Below are 26710 nucleotides of genomic sequence, written 5' to 3' on the forward strand. Positions count from 1 at the left end.
CTCAGCGCTCCAGCAGGTCGGGGACGACCTCGCGGAGCCGCTCGGCGCCGATCGCGCCCGCGCGCAGCAGCACCGGCACCTCGCCGGTGACGTCCACGATCGAGGACGGCACGGCGGCCGCCGTCGGGCCCCCGTCGAGGTACACGGCCACCGAGTCGCCCAGCATGCCCTGGGCGGCGTCGCAGTCCTGCGGGGACTCCTGCCCGGTCAGGTTGGCACTGGAGACGGCCAACGGCCCGGTGGCGTTGAGCAGTTCGATGGCCACGGGGTGCGCGGGCATCCGCACCGCGACCGTTCCCCGGGTGTCGCCGAGGTCCAGCTCGACCGACTCCAGGTGACGGGCGACCACGGTCAGCCCGCCCGGCCAGAACGCCGCCACGAGGTCCCGAGCGCGCTGCGACACCTCCACCAGGCCGTCGAGGTCCTCCGGGGAGCCGACCAGCACCGGCGAGGGCATGTTCCGTCCCCGGCCCTTGGCCGCCAGCAGACGCGCGACCGCCTCCGGCGCGAAGGCGTCCGCGCCCACCCCGTACACGGTGTCCGTGGGCAGCACGACGAGTTCGCCGCGGCGCACCGCGGCCACGGCCTCGCGCAGCCCGGCTGCGCGCTCGGACGCGTCCGAGCAGTCAAAACGACGAGTCATCAAAGATCTCCACCAGCGGGCCGCCGGCCCGCACCGTTCATCCGGCCCGGCCACCTCACCGGCCGGGCACGACCCGGTCAGACTACCGGGCGGACCCCCGCTCCCCGCCGGGCCCTCCGCCGCCCGGGTGGACCTCGCCGCCGCCCGTCCGCGCCGGACCGCCGCCACCGGGGGCGGACGGCACCGGGCGGACGTAGGTTGCCGACATGACCAGTGACGAGACGATCCCGGCCGTGGGAGTGCGCCCGCTGGACGAGGTGTTCGCCGCGATCGACACGGCCAACCGGCGGCCCCGGCCCTGGACCGGCTTCGAGCACGGCGTGCTGGGGGCCTACCGGTGGGCCGCCGGGGCCCAGGTCGCGGCGCCGGTCACCGCCACCGCCGCGGTCGGCGCGGCCGAACCGTGCCGGGCACAGCTGCTGGCGGAGTGCCAGGCCGCCGCCGTACGCCTGCGCCGGGCCCTCACCCAGGGGACGGAGCACGCCTACGTCCTCGGCGCCCATCAGGCGCTGGCCTGGCTCTGCGGGCTCCACGAGGACTGCCCCTGACAGTGCGGGACTGAAGAGGCGGAGCCGAATACGCGGGGCCGAAGGTACGGAACCGCCCGGCGGCGGTATCGGAGCACAGCCCGCGACCCTATCCTTGAGCTGTGGAAAACGGCCAAGCCACGCCGCGACAGTGGACCTTCCTGACGAACCACGCCCGCGTTCTCGTCCAGATCGCCCGCGACCCCGGCATCCGGGTGCGCGACATCGCCGCGAAGTGCCTGCTCACCGAGCGCGCCGTGCAGCGGATCATCGCCGACCTCGAGGAGGCGGGCTACCTCACGCACGAGCGGCGCGGCCGCGCCAACCACTACAGCGTCATCGACAGCAAGCAGCTGCGGCACCCGGCCGACGCCGGTCCGACCATCGCCGAGCTGCTCGCCGTGCTGCTGCGCTGAGGGGTCGTAGCCGGCCCCTTCAGCACGGAGTACTGCCTTCCACGGGTACTGCCTTCAGTGCGGAGTACTGCCTTCAGTGCGGAGGACTGAGCGGGGATCAGATTCAGTGGTCCTCGGTTCAGTAGTAGTGGCGGCGTCCGCCGATGGCGTGGCCGAGCGCGCCGGCGACCCACAGGACCAGACCGATCACGACCAGCACGAGGCCGATGGTCCAGAGGATCGCGATGCCGGTGACGAAGCCGATGATGAGCAGGATCACACCGAGGACGATCACGGGAAGCCTCCCGGGTAGACGAGGGGACGGGTACCGAACGGGCGGCCTCGGAGCCACCCGTTCTCGCCCGGTTCACAGGTCGGCGTCTACCTCTCCGGCGGCCGGGCAAACCGAACCGCCGCCACCGGTTCGATCCCCGTCACCGGCGGTGCCGGCCGCCCTGCCGGCGGGCCGGCGGGGCCGTGCGCGCGACGGGCAGGAACAGCCGGGCCAGCTCGCGGCCCAGGTTCACGCCGATGGCCAGGGCCATCGCCATCGCGGCGGCCCGCCCGATGCCGCTCAGCCCGACCTCGGGCTGACCCCGGACGAAGGCGAGCATCCCGAAGTACAGCACCGACCCGGGCAGCAGCGGTCCCAGGGCCGCCGTGACGTGCGGTAGCACCGGACTGCCCCGGTAGCGCGCCATCAGCTGGCCGGACAGGCCCACCAGCCCGGCGGCGAGCCCGGTGGCCAGGATCGACTCCGCACCGGCGTTGGCCAGCACCCCGTACGTCGTCCAGCCGGCCGCGCTGTTGAGCAGGACTGCGGGCAGCGAGCCCGGCTCGGTGTTCAACAGCACCGCGAAGGTCAGGGTCAGCAGCACCGCCGCGGCGAGCTGAAGCGGCGGGTTCACCGCCCCGGCCGGAGCGTCCTGGGCGGCCAGGTCCGCACCGTTGTTGACGCCGACGTAGAGCACCGTCATCACCCCGATCACCACGCCGGCCATCAGGTACATCGCTTCCAGCAGGCGCGCGGCGGCGGTCAGGTAGAAACCCGCCAGGCCGTCCTGGGCCGCCGCCACCATGGGCCAGCCCGGCAGCACCGCGAACAGTCCACCGGTGATCACCACCGACCCGCGCAGGTGCAGCCCGTTGAACGACAGCAGGATGCCGATCACGGCCGCCGGCACCGCGGCCACCACGAACTGGTAGAAGGCCGGCAGGTCGTGGCGCGCCACCAGGGCCGAGAGCCGGTTGCCCGCCAGGGCCGCGACGACGGCACTGGCGAACACCAGCCAGGCCCGGGCGTCCGTCCGGCCGCCGACCAGCAGCGTCGCGGCTCCGGCCAGCAGCCCACAGCACAGCACGAACAGCCAGCCGGGGTAGCGGCGGCCGCGCCGGTGCACGGCCACCAGTCGCTCGTGCGCGTCGCGGACGCCGATGCCGCCGGCCGCGATCTCGGTGACCAGCCGGAAGACGGCCGCCAGCCGCGCGTAGTCCCCGGCGGGGCGGCGTACGGAGCACTCCGCCGTCAGCGACGGCTCGGGCGAGCCCGGCTGGTAGGAGATCGCCACCCGGGTGAAGGTGACCTGCGGATCGCACGGATGGACGCGGTAGGCCCGGGCGACGGCGAGCATGGCCGCCTCGACGTCCTCCGCCGCCTCGCCGCTCGCCAGCAGCAGTTCCCCCACCAGCAGCGCGAGGGCCAGCACCCGCGCCGGCTCGACGGTTCCGGGCTGCCCCACCCCGGAGGACCCCGACGCCAGCCGGCGATCCGCGGCAGGCATACGCAGCAGTGGCAGCATCCGGTCCGGCCAGGGGCCGGCGGAGTCGGCGTCCTCGGGCCCCTCCGGGACCTGCCCGGCCGCGCCCTGCCCGGCCGCGCTCGCGGGCGGTGGCAGCTGGGGCGGCACCCTGCCGGGCCGCACCGGACGCCCTTCCGAACCGGCACGCGTGCCGAGCGGATCGTGTTCCGACATCGCGACTCCCTGGACCACCCCCCACACACTCGTTGCGCCTGATCAACTACCCGGGGTGACATGCCCGCGAACACTCCGGCGCCCGGCACGCGCTCCCCGGCGGAGCGCGACGGACCGTACACGCCCCACCGCGACGGGCGTGCCGGTGGCGCACGGGGCGCGGTGCTGGTGCCTGGTGCCTGGTGCCTGGTGCCTGGTGCGAACGGACGCGCAGGCCAGGCCGGAGTGTGGAATCAGACCTACGATCCTGACCATGGCCGAGAGTGACGAGGAGCAGATCGCCGATCTGATCCGGACTTGGGCCGCCGCGGTCCACGCGGGCGACCTCGACGGGGTCGTCGCCGACCACGCGGCGGACATCGTGATGTTCGACGTGCCGCCGCCGTACGAGGGGGTGCGCGGCCTCGACGCGTACCGGGAGACCTGGCCGCCGTTCTTCGAGTGGCAGGCGCAGGGCGCGGCGTTCGAGATCGAGTCGCTGGACGTGACCGCCGGTGCGGACGTCGCCTTCGCGCACGCCCTGCTGCGCTGCGGCACGCCGCAGGACTTCGCCGACCGTCCGGCGCAGCGGCTGCGGCTGACCGTCGGGCTGCGTAAGGAGGACGGGCGCTGGCTGGTCGCGCACGAGCACCATTCCTTCCCGGACCCGGGCGAGGCGTCGTAGCGGGAGTGGTGCGAGGCGGGAGTGGTGCGAGGCGGGAGTGGTGCGAGGGCGGAAGTGGTGCGACGGCTGAAGCGGAGGCGGAGGTTTCGGGAGGCCCGGTCCGGTTAGCCGCTCCGGCGAAGGGCCACCGGGCCGATCGACGAACCGAGGCTGCCATGACCGCGTTCGGCTACTTCCTGTCCTGTGAGGAGTTCACCCCCGCCCAGCTGGTCGAACAGGCCCGGCTGGCGGAGCGGGCCGGTTTCACCCGGCTGGCGATCTCCGACCACTACCACCCGTGGAACGACGCCCAGGGCAACAGCCCGTTCGTCTGGGGCGTGATCGGCGCGCTGTCGCAGGTCACCCGGCTGCCGGTGACCACGCTGGTCACCTGCCCGACCGTCCGGCTGCACCCCGCCGTGACGGCGCAGGCGGCGGCCACGGCGGACGTGCAGCTGGACGGCGGGCTGCGGCTCGGGGTGGGCACCGGGGAGGCGCTCAACGAGCACGTGCTGGGTGACCGCTGGCCGCCGTTCGACCTGCGGGCGGAGATGCTGGAGGAGGCCGTGGCGGTGATGCGCGAGCTGTTCACCGGCGGCGAGGTCTCCCACCACGGCACGTACTACACGGTCGAGAACGCCCGGCTCTACACGCCCCCGAAGGAGGGCCGGCTGCCGGTGTACGCCTCGGCGTTCGGCCCCAAGGCGGCCGAGCTGGCGGCGGGTTTCGCGGACGGGCTGGTCACCATGAGCCCGGACACCGAGCTGATCGGCCGCTACCGAACAGCCGGCGGCACCGGGCCGGTCATCGGCGGGGTGAAGGTCTGCTGGTCGGAGGACTCGGACCGGGCGGTCAAGACCGTCCACCGGCTCTGGCCGAGCGAGCTGCTGCCCGGCGAACTCGCCCAGGTGCTGCCCACGCCGAGCCACTTCGAGCAGGCCACCGAGCTGGTCACCGAGGAGATGGTGGCCCGGTCGGTGACCTGCGGCGACAATCCGCAACAGCATGCGGACCGACTGCGCGCGTACGTCGGCGCCGGGTTCGACGAGGTGTACGTCGGCCAGATCGGCCCGGAGCAGGAGGGGTTCTTCGACTTCTACCGCGAGCAGATCCTGCCGCTGGTGGCCTGAGCGCCGAGCCGGGGAACGTCGTGACACCGAGGGTTGTGGCGTCGAGGGCCGTGGCACCGACGGCCGTGACTTCGAGGAGCGGGCCGTGAAGGCCTACCCGCCCTGGAGCCTGCGCGAAAACGGTCCGGGCAGCGGGAACTTCAGGCGCCGGCGCATCGGAGTGATCCCGCCGGGTACCCGCACCTGCGCAAGGACCCCGACCGAGGAAGGTGCCCGATGACCATTCCGACACCCCCGGACCCGGACACCCAGCCGATCCCCCACCCGTACCCGGCGCCCGGTCCCGGCCAGCCGCCCGATCCGATACCGCCGCCGGTCCCGCCGTTCCCCGACCCCGATCCGGCGCCGCCTCCGGAACCGCACCCCGGGCAGGCCTGACAGCTCGCGGGTCCCCGGTGACGTTTCGACGTGACGTTTCGGCGTGACGTTTCGGCGGGGCCCGCCCGGCTAGACGCCCGCCATGACGATCCGCACGCGTTCCCACACCCGCACCGTGGTCATCACCGGCGCCACCGCCGGGGTCGGCCGGGCCTGCGTCCGCGCCTTCGCCGGCCGGGGCGACCGCCTCGTGCTGGTCGCCCGGGGCCTGGCCGGGCTGCGCGCCGCCTCGGCCGAGGCGCAGGCCGCCGGCGCCGAGGTGCGCACCGTGCTGGCCGACGTGTCCGATCCGGAGGCCTGCGAGGCCGTCGCCGACCGCGCCGAGGCCGAGTTCGGGCCGATCGACGTCTGGGTCAACGACGCCTTCGCCTCGGTCTTCGCGCCCTTCACCGAGATCACCCCCGACGAGTTCCGGCGGGTCACCGATGTCACCTATCTGGGGTACGTCAACGCCACCCGGGCCGCGCTGCGCCGGATGCTGCCCCGCGACCACGGCACGGTCGTGCAGGTCGGCTCGGCGATCGCCTACCGGGGCATCCCGCTGCAGACCGCCTACAGCGGCGCCAAGCACGCCATCCAGGGCTGGCACGAGGCACTGCGCTGCGAACTGCTCGCCAGCGGGTCGGGGGTGCGGGTGACCATGGTGCAGCTGCCGGCCGTCAACACCCCGCAGTTCGACTGGGTGCTCAACCGCCTGCGCGGGCGGGCCCGGCCCGTCGCGCCCGTCTACCAGCCGGAGGTGGTGGCGCGCGCCGTCCGGTTCGCGGCCGACCACCCCGGGCGCCGGGAGTACTGGGTGGGCGGCAGCACCGTGGCGACCCTGATCGCCAACGCCGTGGCGCCCGGCCTGCTCGACCGCTACCTGGCCCGCACGGGCATCGACGCCCAGCAGGAGGACCGGCCCCGGCGGGTGGACGAGCAGTCCAACCTGTGGGCGCCCCTGGACTCCACCGAGGACCACGGCGCGCACGGCCGGTTCGACGACGAGGCCCACGAGCGCAGCGCCCAGCTGTGGGCGTCCCGACACCACGGGCTGCTCGCCGTCGGCGGGGCGGCGCTGCTCGGCGCCGTGGCGGGCGCGGCCGCCCGGAGGCGGTGACTCGCGGGCGCCGGCCGGCCTCGGCGGGCGGTCGGAACCGGGGAGCGGACGGTCGGAACCGGGGAGCGGACGGTCGGACCCAGGAGCGCGGTCAGGCCCAGTCAGGCCCGGTCAGACCGGTTAGGCCAGCCAGGACCGGATCAGAACCGGGGAGCCAGCAGGCCGTCCAGCTCGGCCTCGAAGAGCAGGTCCGGGTGGAATCCCATGCCGGTGAAGTGACCGGCGAGCTCCAGGGACAGGACGCCGTGCAGGCGGGTCCAGACGACCAGGAAGCGGTGGAGGACCCCGGACGGGGCGGGATGGTCGCCGGCCCAGTCCCGGTGGGCCTCCAGGTGGGCGCCGAACGATGCCCCGGGGGTCTCGGAGGCCCCGGCGACCTCGGGAGTCAGTGCGGCGCAGGCGTCGACCAGCATGCGCATGATCTCGTCGGCGATGGCGGTGGTGTCCGCAGGCGCGTGGTACCCGGGGACGGGGGTGCCGTAGATCAGGAAGTACCGCTGGGGGTCCGCCAGGGCCCAGCCGCGCAGGGCGCGCGCGAGCGCGGCGAGGTCGGCGCCGCCCACCGCGACCGCGCCCAGGGTGTCGGCGAGGCTCCGGTACGCGTCCCGGACGAGTTCGGTGATCAGCTCGTCGCGGCCGGCGAAGTAGCGGTAGAGCGCGGGGCCGCTCAGGCCCATCTGCTTGGCGATCGCGTTGAGTGAGAGCGCGGAGGCGCCCGCCGTGGCGATCTGCTCCCAGGCGTGCTTCTTGACCTCTTCGCGCAGCTGGGCCCGGTAGCGCTCGCGCGGGGTGTCCGCGCCTGTCCTCGCCATGTCCTGCCCGCTCCCCGAGTCGTAGACCTACATGCTCACGCTTTTGTTAGAGGTTATCACGAAAGGTCTTGACTCCCTCCTTGTCGTCGGGTTACAACTTCTCACGAAGGCGTGAACCTCTAGCACCACACTCGACGGCCCATCAGCGAAGGGGAGTTCCATGTCCGGCATCCGCAGCACCGGCGTCCGCGCCGCCCTCCTCACCGTTCCGCTCGTCCTCGGCCTGCTCGGCACCGCCGCCGCGCCGGCCGAGGCCGCCGCCTCCCGCCACGACACGTCCCTCACCTGCCGCGGGGCCGGTGTCGACCCCGACGCCCGGGTCCGGTACCGGACCGAGGCCGTGATCCACGCGCCGCTGCGCACCGTCTGGAAGCTGCAGACCGACGTGGCGGGCTGGCCGTCCTGGCAGACCGCCGTGCAGAGCGCGGCGCGCCTCGACCACGGCCCGCTGCACCGGGGTTCGGTGTTCCGGTGGACCACCCCGCTGCCCCCGAACCCCGCGACCACCGCCACCGGCCTGGACATCACCTCGACCGTCCGGCAGCTGCGGCCCGGCTCCTGCATCCGCTGGACCGGCCCGGCCGTCGCCGACGGGCTGCACATCGACGGCGTCCACGTGTGGAACTTCACCGAGGTCGACGGCGGCGTGCTGGTGCGCACCGAGGAGACCCACACCGGCCCCCAGGTCGACGCGAACGTGCCCGCCGCGACCGAGATCCTCCGCCAGGGCCTCGAGGGCTGGCTGCACGACCTGAAGACCACCGCCGAGGCCGGCGCGGCACAGCAGCAGGCGAACTGAACCGGGAGCCGGCGCATGGAACCCCGCCTCCCGGGCAGACGCCGCCCGGGGCCGAACCGAGCCCCGTCGACGAGAGGAGCGCCTTCCATGGGCACCGACGACAAGATGCGCAACATGGCGGAGAAGGCCGGCGGCAAGGTCAAGGAAGCCGCCGGAAAGGCCACCGGCGACCGTTCGACCGAGCTCAAGGGCAAGGCCGAACAGGTGGAGAGCGACCTGAAACAGGCCGGGGAGAAGATCAAGGACGCGGGGAAGCACTGACCCGGAACCCGGGGCCGTCCGGAGACGGCCCCGGGTTCCGCTTGTCGCGCACGCTCCGCGCCCTACGGCGCACCCGGCCGAGGAGGCATGCATGCATCCCATGACCGACCAGGACAAGCCCGTGCCCAGGGACCCTCGGGTTCCCGTGGAGACTCCCGAGTCCCGGATGACCGGCGAAGGCTCACCGCCGCCCGAGCACGAGGAGGAGAAGGGTCCGCAGGACGGCCCCGAGTTCGACACCACCGAGCCGGCCCGCGAACCGGCGCCCGACGAGCCGACCGACTGACCAGCCCTCGCGGACAGTTCGACCGATGATCCGAGCTGTCGGCTGATCGGAGGTTTCGGCCGCGCGCTCCGGCGAACGGGTGGTCCGGCGCGGCGATCCCACGCGCGGCGGCGTTGCGCGCGGGACGCCGTCACCCGCCGGGCGGTACACCTGGGGCCGCTCGCCGCACCCGCGGCGCTGCGCAGACGACCGGGACAGGCGACCGGGACGGGGGTGACGAGATGCGGAGGGCGGCCGAACTCCTGCTCTGGTGGGGACTGTTGCTGCTGCTCAACACCGTGCTGATCAGCTCGGTGTCGCCACTGGAGGTGGCCGTGGGCGGCGGCGTCGCCCTGCTCGGGGCGGTCGGCGCGGTCGCCGTGCGGCTCGCCTCGGGCGCCTCCCCGGGCGGTCCGGCCCGCCTAGCCGCCGCGCTGTGGGCCTTCCCGTGGACGCTGCTGGCCGACACCGGCCGGCTGGCCCTCGCCGTGGTCTCGCCCGGGCGTCGGCAGGCCGGCTTCCGCACCGTCCGGCTCGCGCACGGCACCGGCCCCGCCTGGGCGGCCGCGCTGCTCTCCTCGACCCCCGGCGCGTACGCCGTCGAGGCCGCGGACGGCACCCTCACGGTGCACGCGCTCGGTCGACAAGCCTCTTCCCTGGAGCGCGCGTTGACGGCCGACCCGGACACCTCGACAGCGGACACCCCGACGGCGGGCGCCGAGTGAACGCCTGGCTGCTCGCGGCGGCCTTCCTGGCCGTCGGCGGGATCGGGCCGTGCCTGCTGCTCGGGCTGCGCGGCGAGGCGCAGCGGCGGCTGGCCGGGTTGAACCTCGCCGCGACGGTGGCCTCCGCCGTCCTGCTGCTGCTCGCCCAGGGCTTCAGCCGCAGCTCGTACACCGACCTGGCGCTCGACCTGGCCGTGCTCGCACCCGCCGGGACGCTGGTGTTCACCCGCTTCCTGGCCGGCGAGGAGCACTGATGGACCGTCACGTCCTCGCCCTGGTGCTGCTGTGCGCGGGCACGGCCGCCCTGCTGTTCGCCGCCCTCGCGCTGGCCGTGCTGCCCGGCCCGTACCTGCGCCTGCACGCCCTCTCCCCCGCCGCCGCGCTCGGCGCGCCGCTGGTCGCGCTCGCCCTCGCGGTGGACACCGGGCCGGGGCGTGCGGCGGTCAAACTGCTGGTGATCGGGCTGCTGTCGGCGGTCGGGGGCACCGTCACCACGATGGCCGTCGCCCGTGCCACCGTCCGTGTCGAGGCCGCCCGGGAGGCCGAGCGGTGACCGATGCCCTGATCGTGATCGCCCTGTTGCTGACCGGGCTCACCGCCACGGCGGCCGCGCTGACCCGCGACCCGGTCCGGCAGGCCGCCGTCCTCGCCCTGCTCGGGCTCTGCCTCGCCGTCCTCTTCACCGTGCTCCAGGCCCCCGACGTCGCGCTCTCCCAGCTCGGCGTCGGCAGCGCGATCACCCCGCTGCTCATCCTGCTGACCGTGCGCCGGGTGCGCCGCGAGGAGCACTCCGACGACCACCCGGACCGCTCCGAGTGAACCGGAACACCCGGCTGCGGCTGTTCCTGGTCGCCGCCGCCGTGCTCGCCGCCGGGCTGATCACCGTCGCGGGCCGACTGCCCGGCTTCGGCGGGCTCCGGCACCCGTACGGCGAGCGTGCGGTGGCGGCCGGACTGGAGCGGCGAACGGCCAACATCGTCTCCTCCGTCAACTTCGACCAGCGGGCCTTCGACACCCTCGGCGAGGAGTCGATCCTGTTCGGCTCGGTGCTCGGCGCGGGCATGCTGCTACGCCTGGCCCGGGACGAGCACAAGCGCCGCGCCGCCGCCGAGCCGGTGCTGCCCACCACGCGGCTGTTCGGCGCCACGCTGCTGCCGGTCACCGTGCTGACCGGCGGATACCTCGTCGCGCACGGCGCGTTGAGCCCGGGCGGCGGCTTCCAGGGCGGCGTGGCGCTCGCCACCGCCCTGCACCTGGCGTACGTCGCCGCCGACTACCGGGTGCTCAAGCGGATCCGCCCGCTCGCCGCACTGGACGTCGCGGACGCGCTGGCCGCCGGGGCGTTCGCCGCGCTCGGGCTGGTCGGTCTCGCGGCCGGGGCCGGCTACCTCGCCAACACGCTGCCGCTCGGCACCTTCAACCAGCTCTCCTCACCGACGTCGTCGTCGGCGCCACCGTCACCGCGCTGCTCCTCGCCCTGGTGATCCAACTGCGCAAGCGCCACCTTCGACGAGCCCTCCGGCGAGCACGGCGGGATGTTCCCCGCGCTGGTGCTGCTCTTCGAGGCCGGGATGTGCGGGTTCGCCCTCACCGGGGACCTCTTCGACGCCTTCGTCTTCTTCGAGCTGATGGGCGCCGTCGCCTACGCGTTGACCGGCTACCGGATCGAGGACCCGCGCCCGCTGCACGGTGCGCTCGCCTTCGGCCTGGTCAACTCGGCCGCCGCCTACCTGTCACTGCTCGGCATCGGCCTGCTCTACGCCCGCACCGGCGAGCTCGGCCTGGCCCAGATCGGCGCCGAACTCGACCGGCTCGCCGCGCCCGGGCGCGGCCCGGACGCCCTGCTGGTGCTCGCCTTCGTCCTGGTCTTGGCCGGTCCGCTGGTGAAGGCCGCCGTGACGCCGTTCCACTTCTGGCTGCCGGACGCGCACGCGGTCGCGCCGAGCCCGGTGTGCATGCTGCTGTCCGGGGTGATGGTCGAACTCGGCGTGTACGGGGTGGCCCGGATCCACCGGGTGGTCTTCTCCGGCGCGGGCGGCCTGCCCGACGCCGTGGTCCGGGACACCCTGCTGGCCGCCGGGGTGCTGACCGCACTGGTCGGGGCCGTGATGTGCTGGCAGCAGCGGCACCTGAAGCGGATGCTGGCGTTCTCCACGGTCGGACACATCGGCCTGTTCCTGATCGGCACGGCCCTGCTCACCCCGGCCGGACTGGCCGGCACGGCGGTGTACGTGGCCGGCCACGCGGGCGCCAAGGCCGCCCTGTTCGGGCTCACCGGCGTCCTGCTCGACCGGTACGGCTCGGTGGACGAGCACGGGCTGCACGGCCGGGCCCGCGAACTCCGGCTGCCCGGGCTGCTGTTCGGGCTGGGCGCGCTCGCGCTGGCCGGGCTGCCGCCGTTCGGCACCGGGCTGGGCAAGGCCGTCGCCGAGGAGGCGGCCGGACACGAACTGGCCTGGCTGCCCGCCGTGTTCGTGCTGGTGTCGGCGCTGACCGGCGGGGCGGTGCTGCGCGCGGGCCTGCGGGTCTTCGGCGGGCTCGGCGCGCCGCCGAAGGAGCACCCCGAGGTGGCCGACACCACCGGCGAGGGCGAGGAGCCCGAGATCCGCGCCCCGGAGCGGCGGCTGCCCCCGCCGATGGTGCTGGTGCCCGGGCTGCTGCTGGCGGGCTGTCTGGCCGTGGGCGTGCTGCCCGGCGTCGGCCGGGCGCTCGCGGCGGGGGCGGCGGCCTTCAGCGACCGCGCCGGCTACCTCGCCGACGCCCTCGGGCAGGCGACCTCACCCGCATCGACCGCGCCTGCGTCGACCGCGCCTGCCTTGACCGAACCCGGGGCGGCACCGCCCGAGGCCTGGTGGACGGCCTCCGGCGTCGGGCTCGGCGTGCTCTCCGCCCTGCTGGCCGCCGGCTTCGCCACCACCGCCGTCCGGCAGGACCCCCGGCGCGGCAGCGGCGGGCTCCACCGGGCGGTCGTGCTGCCGCTGCGCCGCCTGCACGCCGGGCTCCTCGGGGACTACGTGGCGTGGCTCGCCGTGGGGCTCGCGGCGCTGCTGGTCGCGCTCACCGCGCAGCTGTGACCACCATGCGGCTTTGACGACCGCGCGGCTTTGACGACCATGCGGCTTTGACCACCGCAGAAGGTGGCACCCGACTGACGGCTGGTCAACCATCCGACGCACCCGAACCGATTAGAAGCCAGAACGCTCCGCCCCGGCCCGCCCTGGTTCACCTTGAATTCACATGTGCATGTAAATAACGTTCACCTCGCCCGTCTAGTTTCATGGCGCCCCGTCGCCACAAGATCCACGCGACGGGCCCCAACTCTGACAAAAATGACCTGACGTTCGAGGTACCAACCATGCACGCATTCCCCACCCGCACACGGTGGCTCCGCTCCGGCGCCGGCCTGCTCGGCGCAGTCTCGCTGGCGGCCTTCGGCGGCGCGCCCGCGGCCTTCGCGGCCGACGGCCCGCAGACCGCCACCCCGATCAAGCACCTGGTGGTGATATTCCAGGAGAACGTCTCCTTCGACCACTACTTCGGCACCTACCCGAACGCGGCCAACACCGCCGACGACAAGGTCAAGTTCACCGCCAAGCCCGGCACCCCCAAGGTCGACGGCCTCTCCGACGACCTGCTCCACCACAACCCGAACGGGACCAACCCGAAGCGGCTGAGCCCGGCCCAGGCCGTCACGTGCGACCAGGACCACACCTACAAGGACGAGCAGCTCGCCTTCGACGGCGGCAAGATGGACAAGTTCGTCGAGCACACCGACGTCGAGAGCTGCAAGGCCCCGATGTTCACCCAGCCCGGCCTGGTGATGGACTACTACGACGGCAACACCGTCACCGCCCTGTGGAACTACGCCCAGCGCTTCTCGATGAGCGACAGCTTCTTCGGCACCACCTACGGCCCGTCGACCCCCGGCGCACTCAACCTGATCGCCGGCCAGACCCACGGCGGCTACCCGGTCGACCCGAAGACCGGCCAGAAGACCACCGACGCCTACGCGGTCTCCTCCCCGGACGCCAACGGCGTCGGCACCGTCATCAACGACCCCGACCCGGGCTACGACGACTGCTCCAGCTCCCAGCACAACCAGCTGGTGATGACCGGCAAGAACGTCGGCGACCTGCTGAACGACAAGGGCGTCAGCTGGGGCTGGTTCCAGGGCGGCTTCAAGCCGACCGACAACAAGGACGGCAAGGCCGTCTGCGGGGCCACCCACAACAACATCGTGGGTGCGTCGCAGACCGACTACAACCCGCACCACGAGCCGTTCCAGTACTACAAGTCCACGGCGAACCCCAAGCACCTGGCGCCCAAGGACGTGGACGAGATCGGCCACGCCGGCCAGGCCAACCACCAGTACGACCTGACCGACTTCGACGCCGCGGTGCAGCACGGCAACCTGCCCGCCGTCAGCTACCTCAAGGCCGCCAACTACCAGGACGGCCACGCGGGTTACTCCGACCCGCTGGACGAGCAGCAGTTCGTCGTCGACACCCTGAACAAGCTCCAGAAGTCGAAGGACTGGGCCTCCACCGCCGTCGTCATCGCCTACGACGACTCGGACGGCTGGTACGACCACAAGTTCGCCGAGCCCGTCAACGGCTCGCGGGACGCCGCCAACGACAGCCTGAGCGGCGCCGGTCAGTGCGGCAAGGACGGCGGCTGGGGCGGGTACGCCGACCGCTGCGGCTACGGCCCGCGCCTGCCCCTGATGGTCGCGTCCCCGTACGCCAAGGCCAACTTCGTCGACCACACGCTGACCGACCAGACCTCGATCCTGCGCTTCGTCGAGGACAACTGGAAGACCGGCCGGATCGGCGACGCCTCCTTCGACGAGCACGCCGGCTCCATCGAGGGCTTGTTCGACTTCAAGAACCCGCAGTCGGCCACTCTCCTGCTCGACCCGGCCACCGGCCAGCCGGCCGGCGCGGCCACCCCGACCGGCCAGCCCACCGGCGGCACCACCACCTCCGCCCCGGCCGGCCCGACGGACGGCACCGGCTCCGGCACCGCCGTCGCGGCGCCTACCAGCAGCGCGTCCGGCCCGGCGCTGGCCACGACCGGTGCGGACTCCAACACCCTGCCGATCGCGGTCACGGCCGTGGCACTGCTCGCAGTCGGCGGCGGCGCGGTGTTCGTCACCCGCCGCAGGCGCGGCCGCCGCGCCTGACACCCGGCCCGGCCCGCATCACCCCGGCACCGCCGGGCCCTCGACAGGGCCCGGCGGTGTTCGCGTTCCCAGGGTGGTCAGGCGGTCATGAACTCGGGCCGCGAGGAACGAGGGCCCCAGCCGGCCGTACGGCTGCGGCTCGGACCCCACGCGAAGCGGCGCGGCCCGGCCGGGCAGGTGCCGCCGTCGAACGGGGCGTGGACGCGGGCGGCGGCGGACCGGTTGCTCCGTCCGGGGGCCGCCACGGCGTACAACACGGGCCGGGCATCCGACGCGGGGACCGGCGTCCGGCTCCACCGGCGCCACAACCATCCCACCGGGTCTGGCCCGGTGGCCGTTCGGGAGGCTCCGAGGTTGCATGGACTGACCGAGCCCCAGCGATCCGGAGGTAACGCCGTGTACGAGATGTGGGCCGAGCACGACCCGGCGGTGTCCCCGCCCGCCGTGGTGTGGCACGTGGTGGCGAAGGACGACGCGACATCGTCGCTGTGCGGGCGGTTCCTCGAACCGTCCCAGCGCGTCGTCCCGGCGGGGGACGGTACCGGTTCGGCCGAGCCGGACCGGTACTGCGATCCCTGCTTGGTCACCGTGCGCGAGGCCTTGGCGGCCAGCGCCCGGTAACGGTCCGTTGCGGCATTCGTCACGCTCGTCACGCGTCGCTCGTCATGCGTCACTCGTCGCGGTCCTGGTCCGTCGCGGTCCTCGCCCGTCACGGTCCTGGTTCGTCACCGCCCGTCACCGTCCTCGTCATGGCGTTCGTCCGTCACGGCAGCGGCACGGCCGGCAGGCACGGGTGCCGGCTGTCGACTCCCGGAGCCGCGAGGACGGTGGCCACCTCTCCGGTGATCTCCACCCGGAGTCCGCCGTCCGCGCTCTCCCAGACGAGGCCTCCGTCGGGCCCCTCCGCGTGCGTCTCGTGAACGACGACGACGGCCGGTGGAGCGTGCGCGCCGATCGGGCCGGGGAGCGTCACCGCGTAGTGGCGCGTGAGGCTTCTCATCACGGCCTCCTTCTCTCCCCACCCTGTGTCACCGATTGTCCTCCCGACCAGGTCGCTTGTATGCGCACCATTGGTCCGCGGGCGGGTGCCGGGACTGCGCCTGCGGACAGACGTCGGTCTCACGGGACGACCGGTGGATCCCGCTCCGCGTTTGCCCCGGCCTGGCGCGGCTACACGCACCGGTGGACAGGAGGCGGAGGCGATCCCATGACCATGCCGGATACCAGCGCCAACGGCCGCGTCGGCCGACCCCGGACCGGTCGGCAGGAGTCGCCCGACGAACGGGCGGACCGTCGCTGGAGCGACCTGCTCCAGGAGGTCCGCGTCGCCCAGACCGGTTCGCAGGTGCTCTTCGGCTTCCTGCTGAGCGTGGTCTTCATGCCCCGCTTCGCCCAGCTCGGCGGTTTCGACCACGGGCTGTACGTGGCCACCGTCATCCTCGGCACCCTCGCCACCGGCGCGCTCACCGCCCCGGTCGCCTACCACCGGATCTTCGCCGGTCGCCGTCTCAAACCCCAATTGGTGGACGCAGCCGCCCGGTTGGTGGCCACCGGCCTGGTCCTGCTGGCGCTGACCATCGGCTCCGCGCTGCTGCTCCTGCTCCGGGTCGCGACCGGCGACTCGGCCTCCTCGGGCTGGATCGCGGGCGCCGTCATGCTCTGGTTCGCGTCCTCCTGGCTACTCCTCCCCGTCCTGCACCTGCACCGCCACAACGGGGCGCCCGGCCCGCCGTCTGCCGAACCCGGGGCCGACCGGCCCCCGCGCGACCCCCCGCAGTGACGTGGGTACGGACCGCGGCGCACGGGCCGCGTACGGCAGGCGTCCGGCAGGCATGCGGAATGCGACAGGTGCACGAAGGCCCCGGCCAGAGAGACGCTGCCGGAGAGACGCTGGGAGAGAGATGCCGAGAGGGACGCCGGGAGCAGGACTTCCATCCGGGATGGCTTCCATGAGCGCGACGAGCCCGCGGTGCGATGCCCGCGGCCGCTGCGGGTCCAGCACGAGCAGGCCGCATGACCGGGTCGTCGGGGTGAGGAGCCGGTGAGCCCCCGCCCTCGGCGGGCCGTACCGCTCGGCAGCCGCCGCCCTCGGGTGGCGCGGCGTCGCAGCGGCCCGGCCGGGCCGCCCGGGAACGCGCCCTCCGTGGACCGCGTCCCCGCCGGGCTGCGGACGGCCGCCGGGTACACCTGGCGGCTGGGATTGCTCGGCGTCGGTGCCTACCTGGCCGTCGACGTCCTCGCCCGGCTCGAAGTACCGGTCATCGCACTGTTCGTGGCTCTGGTCATCACCTCGGTCCTGCGCCCGCTGGTCGACCTGCTGGCCAGGGTGATGCCCCGCTCGCTGGCCGTCCTGCTCGCCTTCCTCGTCACCCTCGCGGTGATCGGCGGGGTCCTGACGCTGGTCGGGACGACCGTCGCCGACGAGTGGAGTCGGCTCGGCAACGAGTTGCGCGGCGGCCTCGGCCGGATCGACCGCTGGCTGACCGGCGCCCCCTTCCACCTGAGGCCCGGCACCGTCACCGACCTGCGGTCCAAGATCGGCGACTTCATCGCCGCCCACCGCTCGACGCTGGTCAGCACCGCGCTCAGCGGCGCCGGCCGGGCCGTCGAACTGGTCACCGGGCTCGCGCTCGCGGTGTTCTGCTCGGTGTTCTTCCTGCACTCCGGCGACCGGATGTGGTCCTGGGCCCAGCGGCAGCTGCCGGCCCGCAGCCGTTCGGTCTGGGACGGGGCCGGGCGCGCGGCCTGGCGCACCTTCGCGGGCTACACCCGCGGCGTGCTGATCGTGGCGGCGACCAACGCGATCCTGGTCGGCATCGCCCTGGCGATCCTGGGGGTGCCACTGGTCCTGCCGCTGATGGTGCTGGAGTTCGTGGCGGCGCTCGTTCCGCTGATCGGCTCGCCGATCGCCCTGGCCATCGCTTCCCTGGTCGCCCTGGCGGCCCGCGGCCCGGTGATCGCCCTGCTGGTGCTGGCCCTGATCGTGATCATCGGCCAGATCGAGGGCCACCTGCTGCACCCGCTGGTGCTCGGCTGGTCGGTGCGGATCCACCCGGTCGTCATCGCCCTGTCGGTGATCGGCGGCGCCGTGCTGGCCGGCGTCCTGGGCGCGGTGGTGGCGGTGCCGGTGGTGTCGGTCGCCTGGGCGGTGATCGGCGAACTGCGCGAACAGCGGAGCCACCGCCCCCGCGGGCGCTGACCCGCAGGGCTCAGCCCGGGAGCGCGGGGGGATGGCCCGCGCGGGGGTGGCCTGACAGGATGCCCATGATCGACTTCAGTGACATTCCGCACGACCGAAGGGCCCCACCGTGACCACTCCCACCAGCACCGTCGTCGAGCGCGCGGACGAGCGGCACCGGTACGAGATCCTCGTGGACGGCAAGCTCGCCGGCTTCACCGAGTACCGGGACCACGAGGAGCAGCGCGTCTTCTTCCACACCGAGATCGACGACGCCTTCGCTGGCCAGGGCCTCGCCTCCCGCCTCGTCCAGGAGGCACTGAGCGACGTGCGCGCGGCCGGGAAGCGGATCGTGCCGATCTGCCCGTACGTCGCCAAGTTCCTCACCAAGCACGACGAGTTCACCGACATCACCGACCCGGTCACCCCCGAGGTCAAGAGCTGGCTGCGCACCGAGCTCTACTGACGGGCCCACGCAGTACGCGGGCGGGCCTGGCCTGGCCTTCCCTGGCCCTGGCCTGGCCTGGCCCTGAGCAGCAACCTCCCCGGCCCCGCCCCGGACCTGCCGCGCCCCATCGAGCAGTCGCTCGACGGGGCGCGGCGGGTGTCAGGAGCGGTCGGTCACATGTTGATCATGTGACCGGCGAGGCCGTGGATGGCCTCCTTGACCGCCTCGCCCAGGGTCGGGTGGGCGTGCACGTTGCGGGCGACCTCGTGGACGGTCAGGTCCCACTGCTGGGCCAGCGTCAGCTCGGGCAGCAGCTCGGTGACCTCGGGGCCGATCAGGTGGGCGCCGAGCAGCTCGCCGTGCTTGTTGTCGCTGATGACCTTGACGAAGCCGATCGGGTGGCCGAGGCCGTGGGCCTTCCCGTTGGCGGTGAACGGGAACTTGGCGACCTTGACGTCGTAGCCCAGCTCGCGGGCCTGCGCCTCGGTGTAGCCGAAGGAGGCGATCTGCGGCTGGCAGTAGGTGGCGCGCGGGATCATGGCGAAGTCGACCTCCATGGTCTCCGCCCCGGCGATGGTCTCGGCGGCGATGACGGCCATGGTCTCGGCGGCGTGCGCGAGCATCAGCTTGGCGGTGACGTCGCCGATCGCGTAGATGTGGTCGACGCTGGTGCGGCCGCGGCCGTCCACCGCGATGGCGTTGCGGTCGGTCAGCTTGACCCCGGTGTTCTCCAGGCCGTAGCCGTTGACGCGCGGCGCGAAGCCGATCGCCTGGAGCACCTTGTCGGCCTCCAGCACCTTCTGCTCGCCGTCCTTGGTGACGGTGACGCGGACCTTGGCGTTCGGGTCGCTGTCGTCGATCGACTCGACCCGGGTGGAGGTCAGCACCTCGATGCCCAGCTTGCGGTACTGCTTGGCGAGTTCGGTGGAGACCTCGACGTCCTCCAGCGGCACCACGCGGTCGAGGAACTCGACGATGGTGACCTTCACGCCGTAGTTGTGCAGCACGTAGGCGAATTCGACGCCGATCGCGCCGGCACCCGCGATGATGATGCTCTCCGGCAGCTGCTCGGTGAGGATCTGCTCCTCGTAGGTGACCACGCGGTCGCTGAGGCTGGTGCCGGGCAGCAGGCGGGTGGTGGCGCCGGCGGCGATGACGCAGTGGTCGAAGGTGACGACCTCGAAGCCGCCGCCGCTGAGCGCGACCTGCAGGGTGTGGTCGTCGACGAAGGTGCCCCAGCCGTCGTACTCGGTGATGCCGTTCTTCTTCATCAGGTAGTGGACGCCCTTGACCCGGCCGTCGGCCACCGATCGGCTGCGGCGGAAGGCCTCGCCGAAGTCGAAGGTCACCGTGCCCTCGACCTTGATGCCGAAGGTCTTGGCCTCCTTGGTGAAGATGTGGGCCAGCTCGGCGTTGCGCAGCAGGGCCTTGGAGGGGATGCAGCCGACGTTGAGGCAGACGCCACCCCAGTACTTGGCCTCGATGACCGCGACCTTGAGGCCCAGCTGGGCCGAGCGGACGGCGGCGGTGTAGCCGCCGGGGCCCGCGCCGAGGACGACGACGTCGTAGTGCGTGCTCATGTTGCTGACTCCTCCGAGGGTGTCACGGTGTCGTGATCTCGGTCCCATGGTGGCAGGACCTTGCGCGGCGCACCCACCGGGTCTCGGTGGATGCGCTCCGCGCGGCACCGTACAGGCCGCGGGGCCGGATTGTCAGTGGTCTCCGCTACGGTGACCGCACCGACGTCCACCAGGGGTGATGACGGAGGGGAGGGGGCCGATGGCGAATTCGGGCGCGGCATGCACGGCAGGCGCGGCAGGCACGGTGGGTACGGCGGGCGAGTGGGCCCGCCGCCCGAGGACGGCAGCGGGCCCACCCGGGCGTCAGGCCGTCACGCCGTGGGTGTGGCCGCTCGCGCCGGCGGCCGCCGCCTTCCCGGCCGGTACGGGCCGTTGTAGCGAGGAGAGGTCCCAGGCATAGGTGCCGACGGCGTGGGCGATCACGTCGATGTTGACGTCGAAGGCGTCCATGTCGATGTTGCCCAGGTTGTCGCAGGCCTTGTGGTAGCAGGAGTCGAAGGCGGTGCCCGCCGTGCCGCCGTAACGCTCCGCCTGCTCCGGGGACTTGATCTTCTCGGCGCCGGTGTCGGTGCCGCCGGCCGGGATGCCCGCGTCGATGAACGGACCGTAGTCGGAGCGGCCGTCGAAGGCGCTCGGGTCGTGCGGCAGGCCGAGGCCGTCCAGGTAGCCGGTGATGTCCCGTTCGATCTGCGCCGAGCCGTCGGGGCCGGCGCCGCCACCGGCGCTGCCGGAGCCGTTGTAGACGAACTGCGCGTAGTTGGGGGATGCGATCATGTCGAAGTTGAGGTAGAGCCGGATCTTCTTCTGGTCCGCCTCGGAGAGTGACTTCACGTACGCCTCGGAGCCCTTGAGGCCGAACTCCTCGGCGGACCACCAGGCGAATCTGACCTTGTTCTTCACCGGGTGGACGGTGAGGTTGCGCGCGACCTCGAGGATGCCGGCCGAGCCGGAGCCGTTGTCGTTGATGCCGGGCCCGGCCGGGACGGAGTCGAGGTGCGCTCCGACCATCACGGTGTTGTTCGGGTCGCCGCCGCGGGTCTCGGCGATGACGTTCCAGGTCTTGCGCGGCTCCATGACAGTGCGGATGTCGAGGGTCACCCGGACGGGCCCGGCGGCTGCCTCGGCGGCCAGGGCCTCGCCGGCGGCCTGGGTGATCCCGCCGGTCGGGACCTTCCCGGCCGTCGGGTCCCCGAGGGTCCCGCTGAGGTCGCCCACGGTGTTGTTGTAGATGAGCGCCCCGACCGCGCCCGCTGCCGCCGCGGCGGCCTGCTTCTGGGCGAAGCTGCACCCGCCGCGCCGGATCAGGGCGACCTTGCCGGTGAACCCGCCCGCCGGGTAGTCGGTGGGTGCGCAGCCGGTGGTGGCGCTGACCGGGGAGACCGCCAACTCGGCGGTCAGGCCCGCCTCCGGGCCGCTCACCGAGTACGTCATGGCGACCACGGGCACGGACTCGGCCTTCGGGGACACCACGTCGAGGCGCTGCGTACCGGCCTCGAAGAAGGTGTACTCGAACTCCTGCTTGGACACCTTGAGCCCCGCGCGCCGCGCCTGCTCGTAGACGTACTGCGCGGACTGCTCGTGGCCCTTCGAACCGGCCACCCTGGTACCGCCGTTGCGGTCGGCGATCCGCTGCAGCGCGGCCAGGGTGCCGCGGGCGCTCTCCGCATCGCTCGCCTCGACCAGCCGGGCGGCCAGCCTGGCGCCCTTGCGCGCCGGGTCCGGGTCGGCGGCGGCGCTCCCGGCACCGGCCAGCAGCAGCGGGCCGACCAGGGCGGCGACGGTCAGCGCGGCACCCGCACCGCGGCGGGTGGCGGCGATCCGCGGGCGCGATAACGGGGTGGCGCTGTCGAGCCGGTTGGTGCGGTCGTACCGGGTGGAGCGGTCGAGCGGGGTGGTCGAGCGACGGGTGCGCAGCTTCAAGGCGACTCCTTCCGACGGGCCGTGAACTCACGATTTGACAGGACCGGAATCGCGTTGCCAAGCCCGCCGCGCACCCCGCGGGATGCGCGGAAGGGGATGCACGGTGATATTGGAGGAGTGGGGCCGTCTCATCCAGGAGTGTGACCACATGTCCATGATGGATAAGCTCAAGAGCCTGCTGAAAGGCCACGAGGAGCAAGCCGACAAGGCCGTCGACCACGCGGGTGACACCGTCGACGAACGCACCCAGGGCAAGTACAGCGGCCAGGTGGACGCCGCCCAGGAGCAGGCGAAGAACCAGTTCCGCGACCAGCCGCCGCCCCAGTAGCCGGCCGGAGCCGACACGCGGACCGGGCCCCGGCCCCCTCCGTGTCCACCACCCCGGGCCGGCCGCTCGTCGGCCGGCCCGGGGTTCGCCGTTCGCAGGGTCAGCGGTCGCGGGGTTCGGGCCGCACGGCCTCGCGCGGTGTCTCGTCCTCGCGCGGTGTCTCGTCCTCGCGCGGCGTGTCGTCCTCGGTGGCGGCGCAGTTCTCGCACGGTTCCGGCCCGGGCCGCTCGAGCAGCCGTCCGCACTCCGGGCACACCCGGTCCAGCCAGCAGGCCGATTCGCCGCCTTCGTCCATGCCGCCGATTCTGCCCGGGCACCCCCACAAAGGCGAGTAGACACTGTCTACAGCCGACTGGTAGACAGTGTCCGTGATTGATCAGGAAAGGGACCTCCGGGCCCGACTGGTGGCCGCAGGCGTCGAACTGGTGGCCACCGGGGGCGTCCAGGCGCTCGGCCTGCGCGAGATCGCCCGCCACGCCGGGGTCTCGCACGGAGCGCCCCGCCGCTACTTCCCCACCCACCGCGAGTTGCTCGCCGCCATCGCGCAAAAGGGCTTCGGCAGGCTCACCGACACCCTGGCCGGCGCCGACGCCCTCGCCGCCGCCACCGGGGCCGATGCCCGCAGCCGCCTCGACGCGCTCGCCCGCGCCTACCTCGGCTTCGCGGCCGCCGGCCCCGGCATGTTCGAGCTGATGTTCCGTCACGACCTGCTGGAGGGCAGCGGCGCGGAGCTGCGCCGCACCACCGTGCCGCTGTTCCTCACCTTCGTCGGCCTGGTCGCCGAGGTGCACCCGGACTGCGACGATCCGGCCGCCGCCACCGCCGCCCTGTGGTCCAACCTGCACGGCCTCGCCCAACTGCGCGCCTGGGGCAGCCTGCGGCTCATCACCGGCAGCGAGGACATCGAGCCGCTGCTGCGCGCCGCCCTGGACGCCCACCTCGGCCCGGCCGACCGGTGACGGCGCGGCCGCGCCGTCGGCTCACCCTCGCCGCGAGCATCACCGGTGCCGCGCTGGTCGCCCTCGACGGCACCGTGCTGACCGTCGCCCGGCCCGTCCTCCAGCACGACCTGCACGCCTCCGTCGCCGCCGTCCAGTGGACCGGCACCGGCTACCTCGTCACCGTCGCCGCGCTGCTGGTCTTCGCGGGGCGTGTCGGCGACCGCTACGGGCACCGGCGGGTCTTCACCCTCGGCGTGACGGGCTTCGCCGCGTGCTCGGCCGGGATCGCCCTGGCGCCCGGCATCGGCTGGGTCATCGCCCTGCGGGTGGTCCAGGGCGTGGCGGGCGCGCTGCTGCAGCCGGCCACCCTCGGCATGCTGCGCGCCGCCTGGCCCGCCGAGCGGCTGGCCGGCGCGATCGCGGTGCGCACGGCGGCGATCGGGCTCGCGGCGGCGGCCGGACCGCTGGTCGGCGGGGCGCTCACCGCGCACTTCGGCTGGCGGTCGGTCTTCCTGCTCGGCCTGCTGCCCGCCGGGGCCGCGCTGTTGTCGGTCCTCGCGGTGCCGTCCACGGAACGCCCCGAGGCGGCCGTACGGGACGGCGGGCTCGACCTGCCGGGCGCGGCGCTGCTCGCACTGGCTCTGGCCTGCCTCGTGCAGACCCTGGTCGCCCTGCCCGACTCCGGGTGGTCGGCGACCACGGCGCTCGGGCTCGCGGCGGCCGCCGCCCTCGCCGTGGCGCTGGCCCGGCACGAGCGGCGCACCGCCCGTCCGCTGCTGCCGCCCGCTCTGCTCCGCTCACCGTCGGTCGCGCCGCCGCTCGGCGTCCTGCTCGCGGCCTCGGCGGCACTCCAGGGCGCGCTCTTCCCGGCGACGTACTACCTGCAGGACGTCCTGGGGCTCGACCCGCTGCAGAGCGCCCTGCGGGCGGCGCCGCTCGCGGTGGCGATGATCCTCGCGGCTGCGGCCTCGGCCCGGCTGGCGAAGCGTCACGGTGAGCGGACCGTGGTGCTGGTGGGGATGTCTTTGGTCACGTCGGGCGCGCTGCTGACCGCCCGGCTCGGCCCCGGTTCGGGGACCGTCGCCATCGCCGTCTGCTTCCTGCTGCCGGGTGCGGGCTTCGGCGCGGTGATGGCCACGGCCACCGCGATGGTGATCCGGGGCGCACCCACCGCCGAGGCGGGCGTCGCGGGCGGCCTGCAGCAGACCGCGCTGAACATCGGCCCGGCTCTGGGCATCGCGCTCGCCACCACCGCCGCCGGCCGCACCGAGCCCGGCACGGCGCCGGCGCCCGCCGCGCTGGCCATGGCCGCCGTGGCGGCGGCGGGAACGCTGCTCGCCGCCCGACTTCCCGGCCAACCGACCGACCGGGAACGGGAGTTCGTCACACGCCCGTGACCCCGTCGATGCACTCGCGGAGCAGGTCGGCGTGGCCGTTGTGGCGGGCGTACTCCTCGATCAGGTGGAACAGGATCCAGCGCAGCGAGACGGTCTCCGAACCGATCACCGCCGCCGCCTGCGCGATGAGCGGGCCTGCCGCGTCCAGGGACGCTCCCGCGGTCAGCTTGCGCCCGTACTCGACCTCCGCCTGCCAGTCCGCGAGCGCCTCGGCCAACCCCCGCGCCTGGTCCAGCCCGTACCCGTCCGGATTGTCCGCGCCGTACACCGGCGGCACCTCCCGGCGCGCGAACACCCGCTGGTACCACGTGCGTTCGACCTCGGCGAGGTGCTGCACCAGGCCCAGCAGGGTCATCGTCGACGGGGGCACGGCCGCCCGCCGCACCTGGCGGTCGTCGAGCCCGGCGACCTTCCGGCCGAGCGTGGCCCGCTGGAAGTCCAACCAGCTTTCCAGCATGGCGCGTTCGTCAGCGTGCGCGGGCGGAATCGGCCGCCCGTCCGGAGTGGAACCCATGCCCGCCACTCTGGCACAGCCGACGGGGGACCACACCCGGCACGGGCCCTCCGCGCCGGCCACGGCGGCGAGTTGACGAGCGTCCACGCCGCCGCCCTTCACTCGACCGGCTGACGCACCTGCGGCTCGTCGGCCGCCATCGGGGCCGGCGCCGACGCCGCCCGACGCCCCACGAGGGCCGACAGCAGCGCGAGCTGCAGCGCCGCGCCCACTGCCGGGCCGAGCCACACGCCCGACACCCCCATCGGCCCCGACAGCACCGCCGAGGTGGCGAGTTGGGCGCCGAGGCCGAGCAGCACGGCGAGCACCAGCGGGCGGCCGGCGCCCGCTGCCTGGTGGACGCCGCCGAGGGCCACCACCAGGGCGTACGGAAGGAGGTAGAGCGCTGCCATCCGCAGGAAGCCGACGGACTGCGCCGCCACCGCCCGGTCGTCGGTGAAGAGCGCGGTCAGCGGGGCGGCGAGCGTCGCGGACAGCAGCGCCGCCACGGCACCGAGCAGCGCGGCGAGGCGTCCGGTGTCGCGGCGCAGGGTGCGCAGCGCGCCGGTCTCCCCCGCGCCGGCGAGACGGGCGGCCTCGATCGCGGCGGCCTGGCGCAGCGCGTAGAAGGCCATGGTGACGACGAGCAGCACGCGGTAGCCGACACCGTACCCGGCCACCGCCGCGACGCCGAAGCCCGCCACCAGCCCGAGTTGGGCCGCGCCGACGGCCATCCGGGCCGTGAAGTCCAGACTGAACGGCGCTCCCGCGCGCACGATCCGCACCGCCGCCGCGCGCACTCCCCCGGCGAGACCGGCGGTCCGCGCCGACGGCGCCGGCGCCGGCGCCGGCCGTCCCGGCAGGCGTACCCGCAGCCGTCCCCGCAGGCGCAGCGTGACGGCGAAGGCGATCGCCCGCGAGGCCGTCAGGGCCAGCGCCGCGCCCGGTACACCGAGGCCGGGCAGCGGGCCGGCGCCGAGGATCAGCAGGGGGTCGAGGGCGAGCAGCAGCGCGTTGGAGAGCAGGGCGATCCGCATCGGGGTGCGGGTGTCGCCCGCCCCCTTGAACAGTTCGTCGGCGACGCGCTGGCCGAAGAACAGCGGGAAGGCCGGGAGGGCCACGGCGAGGTACTCGGCGGCGCGGGCGGCGGCTTCGCCGTCCAGGAAGGCCCCCGCCAGCCGGTCGCGCAGCAGGAAGCCGGGGACGGCGAGCGCGAGGCTTCCGGCGGTACAGAGCCGCCAGGCGGCCCGGGTGGTCCGGGCGGCCTCGGCGTGATCGCCCGCGCCGAGGGCGCGGGAGAGCCGGACGCTGGTACCGGAGCCGACCACCAGGACGAGCCCGAGCAGCAGGTTCTCGACGGTTCCGGCGAGTGTGACGGCGGCGACCGCGGCCCCGCCGAGGCCGGCCACCCAGAGGGTGCCGATCACCGAGGCGATCACCCCGGACAGCAGTTCCGCGTAGACGGGTACGGCGAGCGCCGTGAGTCGGGACAGATGCCCGCGCATGATTCCTCCCCTGTTCCGCCGCCCGAAGCCGTGCCCGGACCTGGGCCGGGGCCTCGGAATGGTCCGGGACCTCGGGCTTGGTGCGGAG

Annotated in this window: 32 protein-coding genes; 22 read left to right on the top strand and 10 right to left on the bottom strand. The window is 73.7% G+C overall.

All coding sequences use genetic code 11. The features are described 5' to 3' along the window. Position 1 precedes the first annotated feature (1 nt). Positions 2-643, bottom strand: coding sequence for an L-threonylcarbamoyladenylate synthase (locus tag ACZ51D_RS02735; protein ID WP_465619520.1), 642 nt, complete (start codon positions 641-643; stop codon positions 2-4). 206 nt (positions 644-849) lie between these two features. Between ACZ51D_RS02735 and ACZ51D_RS02740 the strand changes: the two genes are divergently transcribed. Together ACZ51D_RS02740 and ACZ51D_RS02745 are read left to right on the top strand one after the other, a co-directional pair. Continuing rightward, positions 850-1191: a hypothetical protein gene (locus tag ACZ51D_RS02740; RefSeq protein WP_360491063.1), complete on the top strand. Its 342-nt coding sequence runs from the start codon at positions 850-852 to the stop codon at positions 1189-1191. 101 nt (positions 1192-1292) lie between these two features. After that, positions 1293-1586, top strand: a complete 294-nt coding sequence (locus ACZ51D_RS02745; RefSeq protein WP_360491066.1) for a helix-turn-helix transcriptional regulator — start codon at positions 1293-1295, stop codon at positions 1584-1586. Positions 1587-1704: 118 nt separating this feature from the next. Here ACZ51D_RS02745 and ACZ51D_RS02750 read toward each other — a convergent pair whose 3' ends face one another. Both ACZ51D_RS02750 and ACZ51D_RS02755 read right to left on the bottom strand, forming a co-directional pair. Then, the gene (locus ACZ51D_RS02750) at positions 1705-1860 is read right to left on the bottom strand and encodes a DUF6131 family protein (RefSeq protein ID WP_360491069.1); all 156 of its coding nucleotides are present in this window, start codon (positions 1858-1860) and stop codon (positions 1705-1707) included. A gap of 139 nt (positions 1861-1999) precedes the next feature. Beyond that, positions 2000-3538 carry a threonine/serine exporter family protein gene (locus ACZ51D_RS02755; RefSeq protein WP_465619526.1) on the bottom strand — a complete coding sequence of 513 codons (1539 nt, stop codon included), beginning with the start codon at positions 3536-3538 and terminating at the stop codon, positions 2000-2002. A 253-nt stretch (positions 3539-3791) separates the two neighbouring features. Between ACZ51D_RS02755 and ACZ51D_RS02760 the strand changes: the two genes are divergently transcribed. The 3 genes from ACZ51D_RS02760 (at position 3792) to ACZ51D_RS02770 (ending at position 6788) form a co-directional block, all read left to right on the top strand. Further along, the gene (locus ACZ51D_RS02760) at positions 3792-4202 is read left to right on the top strand and encodes a nuclear transport factor 2 family protein (RefSeq protein ID WP_465619528.1); all 411 of its coding nucleotides are present in this window, start codon (positions 3792-3794) and stop codon (positions 4200-4202) included. A 155-nt stretch (positions 4203-4357) separates the two neighbouring features. Further along, positions 4358-5311, top strand: a complete 954-nt coding sequence (locus ACZ51D_RS02765; protein ID WP_465660957.1) for a TIGR03557 family F420-dependent LLM class oxidoreductase — start codon at positions 4358-4360, stop codon at positions 5309-5311. 460 nt (positions 5312-5771) lie between these two features. Then, positions 5772-6788 carry an SDR family oxidoreductase gene (locus ACZ51D_RS02770; protein ID WP_465619532.1) on the top strand — a complete coding sequence of 339 codons (1017 nt, stop codon included), beginning with the start codon at positions 5772-5774 and terminating at the stop codon, positions 6786-6788. Positions 6789-6928: 140 nt separating this feature from the next. Here the strand turns inward: ACZ51D_RS02770 and ACZ51D_RS02775 are convergent, their stop codons facing one another. Next, complete coding sequence (locus tag ACZ51D_RS02775; protein ID WP_465660959.1) at positions 6929-7600, bottom strand: TetR/AcrR family transcriptional regulator; 672 nt, start codon at positions 7598-7600, stop codon at positions 6929-6931. 160 nt (positions 7601-7760) lie between these two features. Between ACZ51D_RS02775 and ACZ51D_RS02780 the strand changes: the two genes are divergently transcribed. The 11 genes from ACZ51D_RS02780 to ACZ51D_RS02830 all read left to right on the top strand — a co-directional run bounded on the left by ACZ51D_RS02780 (position 7761) and on the right by ACZ51D_RS02830 (position 15453). After that, positions 7761-8399 (top strand): SRPBCC family protein, encoded by a 639-nt coding sequence (locus ACZ51D_RS02780; protein WP_465660961.1) that lies wholly within the window; start codon positions 7761-7763, stop codon positions 8397-8399. An 87-nt stretch (positions 8400-8486) separates the two neighbouring features. Beyond that, the gene (locus ACZ51D_RS02785) at positions 8487-8660 is read left to right on the top strand and encodes a CsbD family protein (RefSeq protein WP_360491090.1); all 174 of its coding nucleotides are present in this window, start codon (positions 8487-8489) and stop codon (positions 8658-8660) included. A gap of 91 nt (positions 8661-8751) precedes the next feature. Next, positions 8752-8946: a hypothetical protein gene (locus ACZ51D_RS02790; RefSeq protein WP_360491093.1), complete on the top strand. Its 195-nt coding sequence runs from the start codon at positions 8752-8754 to the stop codon at positions 8944-8946. 221 nt (positions 8947-9167) lie between these two features. Then, on the top strand, positions 9168-9650 hold the full coding sequence (locus ACZ51D_RS02795; protein WP_465619539.1) for a hypothetical protein: 483 nt from the start codon (positions 9168-9170) through the stop codon (positions 9648-9650). After that, positions 9647-9904: a monovalent cation/H+ antiporter complex subunit F gene (locus ACZ51D_RS02800; protein WP_360491099.1), complete on the top strand. Its 258-nt coding sequence runs from the start codon at positions 9647-9649 to the stop codon at positions 9902-9904. Before ACZ51D_RS02795 ends, ACZ51D_RS02800 begins: the two co-directional genes overlap by 4 nt. Beyond that, entirely contained in the window at positions 9904-10203 is a 300-nt protein-coding gene (locus ACZ51D_RS02805; protein ID WP_465619541.1) for a monovalent cation/H(+) antiporter subunit G, read from the top strand. The genes ACZ51D_RS02800 and ACZ51D_RS02805 overlap by 1 nt, the downstream gene beginning before the upstream one ends. Further along, entirely contained in the window at positions 10200-10469 is a 270-nt protein-coding gene (locus tag ACZ51D_RS02810) for a Na(+)/H(+) antiporter subunit B (protein ID WP_465619543.1), read from the top strand. The genes ACZ51D_RS02805 and ACZ51D_RS02810 overlap by 4 nt, the downstream gene beginning before the upstream one ends. Next, the gene (locus tag ACZ51D_RS02815; protein WP_465660963.1) at positions 10466-11134 is read left to right on the top strand and encodes an MnhB domain-containing protein; all 669 of its coding nucleotides are present in this window, start codon (positions 10466-10468) and stop codon (positions 11132-11134) included. Before ACZ51D_RS02810 ends, ACZ51D_RS02815 begins: the two co-directional genes overlap by 4 nt. A gap of 51 nt (positions 11135-11185) precedes the next feature. Further along, a complete protein-coding gene (locus ACZ51D_RS02820; protein ID WP_465660965.1) occupies positions 11186-12724 on the top strand; it encodes a complex I subunit 5 family protein in 1539 nt (512 codons plus the stop codon). Positions 12725-13005: 281 nt separating this feature from the next. Continuing rightward, positions 13006-14832 (top strand): alkaline phosphatase family protein, encoded by a 1827-nt coding sequence (locus ACZ51D_RS02825; RefSeq protein ID WP_465619549.1) that lies wholly within the window; start codon positions 13006-13008, stop codon positions 14830-14832. A gap of 396 nt (positions 14833-15228) precedes the next feature. After that, a complete protein-coding gene (locus ACZ51D_RS02830; protein ID WP_465619551.1) occupies positions 15229-15453 on the top strand; it encodes a hypothetical protein in 225 nt (74 codons plus the stop codon). Between the two features lie 142 nt (positions 15454-15595). Here ACZ51D_RS02830 and ACZ51D_RS02835 read toward each other — a convergent pair whose 3' ends face one another. After that, positions 15596-15832: a DUF6296 family protein gene (locus ACZ51D_RS02835; protein WP_465660967.1), complete on the bottom strand. Its 237-nt coding sequence runs from the start codon at positions 15830-15832 to the stop codon at positions 15596-15598. 213 nt (positions 15833-16045) lie between these two features. Here ACZ51D_RS02835 and ACZ51D_RS02840 point away from each other — a divergent pair, with 213 nt between their 5' ends. From ACZ51D_RS02840 to ACZ51D_RS02850, 3 genes are all read left to right on the top strand, one after another. Beyond that, positions 16046-16612: a DUF6328 family protein gene (locus tag ACZ51D_RS02840; RefSeq protein WP_465619667.1), complete on the top strand. Its 567-nt coding sequence runs from the start codon at positions 16046-16048 to the stop codon at positions 16610-16612. A 363-nt stretch (positions 16613-16975) separates the two neighbouring features. Further along, the gene (locus ACZ51D_RS02845) at positions 16976-18031 is read left to right on the top strand and encodes an AI-2E family transporter (RefSeq protein ID WP_360491126.1); all 1056 of its coding nucleotides are present in this window, start codon (positions 16976-16978) and stop codon (positions 18029-18031) included. Positions 18032-18140: 109 nt separating this feature from the next. Then, entirely contained in the window at positions 18141-18476 is a 336-nt protein-coding gene (locus ACZ51D_RS02850) for a GNAT family N-acetyltransferase (protein ID WP_360491129.1), read from the top strand. Positions 18477-18631: 155 nt separating this feature from the next. On the opposite strand, the gene lpdA is transcribed toward ACZ51D_RS02850, so the two are convergent. Both lpdA and ACZ51D_RS02860 read right to left on the bottom strand, forming a co-directional pair. Then, positions 18632-20038 (bottom strand): dihydrolipoyl dehydrogenase, encoded by a 1407-nt coding sequence (gene lpdA, locus ACZ51D_RS02855; RefSeq protein WP_465619553.1) that lies wholly within the window; start codon positions 20036-20038, stop codon positions 18632-18634. 303 nt (positions 20039-20341) lie between these two features. After that, complete coding sequence (locus ACZ51D_RS02860; RefSeq protein WP_465661055.1) at positions 20342-21856, bottom strand: M28 family metallopeptidase; 1515 nt, start codon at positions 21854-21856, stop codon at positions 20342-20344. Between the two features lie 250 nt (positions 21857-22106). Between ACZ51D_RS02860 and ACZ51D_RS02865 the strand changes: the two genes are divergently transcribed. Beyond that, entirely contained in the window at positions 22107-22286 is a 180-nt protein-coding gene (locus tag ACZ51D_RS02865; protein WP_360491135.1) for an antitoxin, read from the top strand. Positions 22287-22386: 100 nt separating this feature from the next. Here the strand turns inward: ACZ51D_RS02865 and ACZ51D_RS02870 are convergent, their stop codons facing one another. Then, complete coding sequence (locus ACZ51D_RS02870) at positions 22387-22581, bottom strand: hypothetical protein (RefSeq protein WP_465619555.1); 195 nt, start codon at positions 22579-22581, stop codon at positions 22387-22389. A gap of 73 nt (positions 22582-22654) precedes the next feature. Between ACZ51D_RS02870 and ACZ51D_RS02875 the strand changes: the two genes are divergently transcribed. Further along, on the top strand, positions 22655-23245 hold the full coding sequence (locus tag ACZ51D_RS02875) for a TetR/AcrR family transcriptional regulator (RefSeq protein WP_465619557.1): 591 nt from the start codon (positions 22655-22657) through the stop codon (positions 23243-23245). Continuing rightward, positions 23242-24624 carry an MFS transporter gene (locus ACZ51D_RS02880; protein ID WP_465660969.1) on the top strand — a complete coding sequence of 461 codons (1383 nt, stop codon included), beginning with the start codon at positions 23242-23244 and terminating at the stop codon, positions 24622-24624. The genes ACZ51D_RS02875 and ACZ51D_RS02880 overlap by 4 nt, the downstream gene beginning before the upstream one ends. Here ACZ51D_RS02880 and ACZ51D_RS02885 read toward each other — a convergent pair. Together ACZ51D_RS02885 and ACZ51D_RS02890 are read right to left on the bottom strand one after the other, a co-directional pair. Next, positions 24611-25138 (bottom strand): DinB family protein, encoded by a 528-nt coding sequence (locus ACZ51D_RS02885; RefSeq protein WP_465660971.1) that lies wholly within the window; start codon positions 25136-25138, stop codon positions 24611-24613. The two genes, ACZ51D_RS02880 and ACZ51D_RS02885, sit on opposite strands and share 14 nt — an antisense overlap. A gap of 98 nt (positions 25139-25236) precedes the next feature. After that, positions 25237-26622 (bottom strand): MATE family efflux transporter, encoded by a 1386-nt coding sequence (locus ACZ51D_RS02890; RefSeq protein WP_465660973.1) that lies wholly within the window; start codon positions 26620-26622, stop codon positions 25237-25239. Positions 26623-26710: the final 88 nt, after the last annotated feature.

This window comes from Kitasatospora sp. NPDC033851 (assembly GCF_055576085.1).